The organism is Porphyromonas levii (genome assembly GCF_018206105.1).
In the GTDB taxonomy this organism is placed as follows: Bacteria; Bacteroidota; Bacteroidia; order Bacteroidales; family Porphyromonadaceae; genus Porphyromonas_A; species Porphyromonas_A levii.
The window spans coordinates 1-972 of sequence record NZ_JADRGN010000090.1 but is presented as its reverse complement, the minus strand read 5'-3'; the positions used below and the strand labels follow the sequence as shown (position 1 = coordinate 972).

Below are 972 nucleotides of genomic sequence, written 5' to 3'. Positions count from 1 at the left end.
AATAATAAACCAGACACATCAAAACACAGAACATTTTGCACACTAAAGATGTTATAACAATGATAAGAGAAATGTATTGTATACAAGACTCCATGGAGAGATCCCAAAAGTCGAGTAACAATGAAATTACAACAACAACAAAAAAAAGAGAAGTTATGAAGGTTATAAACATTACAGGACTAAAGAAAGAGAATGCAGAGAAGATGGTGAAGGCACTCAACAACTACCTTGCTAATCTGCACGTATACTACTCCAATCTACGTGGATACCACTGGCATGTAGAGGGCATACACTTCTTCGGTATGCACTCCAAGCTAGAGGAGCTCTACAATGAGGCATTTTCACAGATTGATGAGGTGGCAGAGCGTATCCTGATGCTCGATGGCACCCCGGTACGTATGTTCAGTGATATTACCGCTCTTGCTACACTCAAGGAGGTAGGTGTCACTACCGATGCTACAGCTATCGTTAAGGATGTTCTCGCTACAATCAAGAGCCTGATTGCTCAGGAGAGAGAGCTACTCGCACTTGCTGATGAGCTAGACGACACTACTACTGACGATCTCATTACTGGTTTCCTCACTGGTCATGAGAAGCAGGCTTGGATGTTTACTGCGCTTATGAAGTAAGCGCATACGACACTCCCAAGTATAGCTACGCTGGACTGGGGAGATGACAACGCCAAAGAGGGTGTGTCAAAACTGATGTTTTGATACACCCTCTTTATTTTCATGCTATCCATGAAATAAAAATACTAGAGGATAAAATAGGTTAGAGAAAAAGAGAAATAGTACCACCTCGCATCACGAGTATGGCAACCACAAAATGCCATTAGCGGTCTTATCCAATGGAAATGGCGCGAGGAGAGAAATTTATTCCTAGGAATAAATTTATTTTTCTCTAGGTATAAAAATATTTGTCTGTACAAATAAATTTATTTATTCCTAGGAATAAATTTCTCAGATATGGCGA

Annotated in this window: 1 protein-coding gene; it reads left to right on the top strand. The window is 40.3% G+C overall.

The annotated features are described in order from the left end of the window. Positions 1-155: 155 nt before the first annotated feature. Positions 156-629 (top strand): Dps family protein, encoded by a 474-nt coding sequence (locus IX315_RS09605; RefSeq protein WP_018358876.1) that lies wholly within the window; start codon positions 156-158, stop codon positions 627-629. Positions 630-972 lie beyond the last annotated feature (343 nt).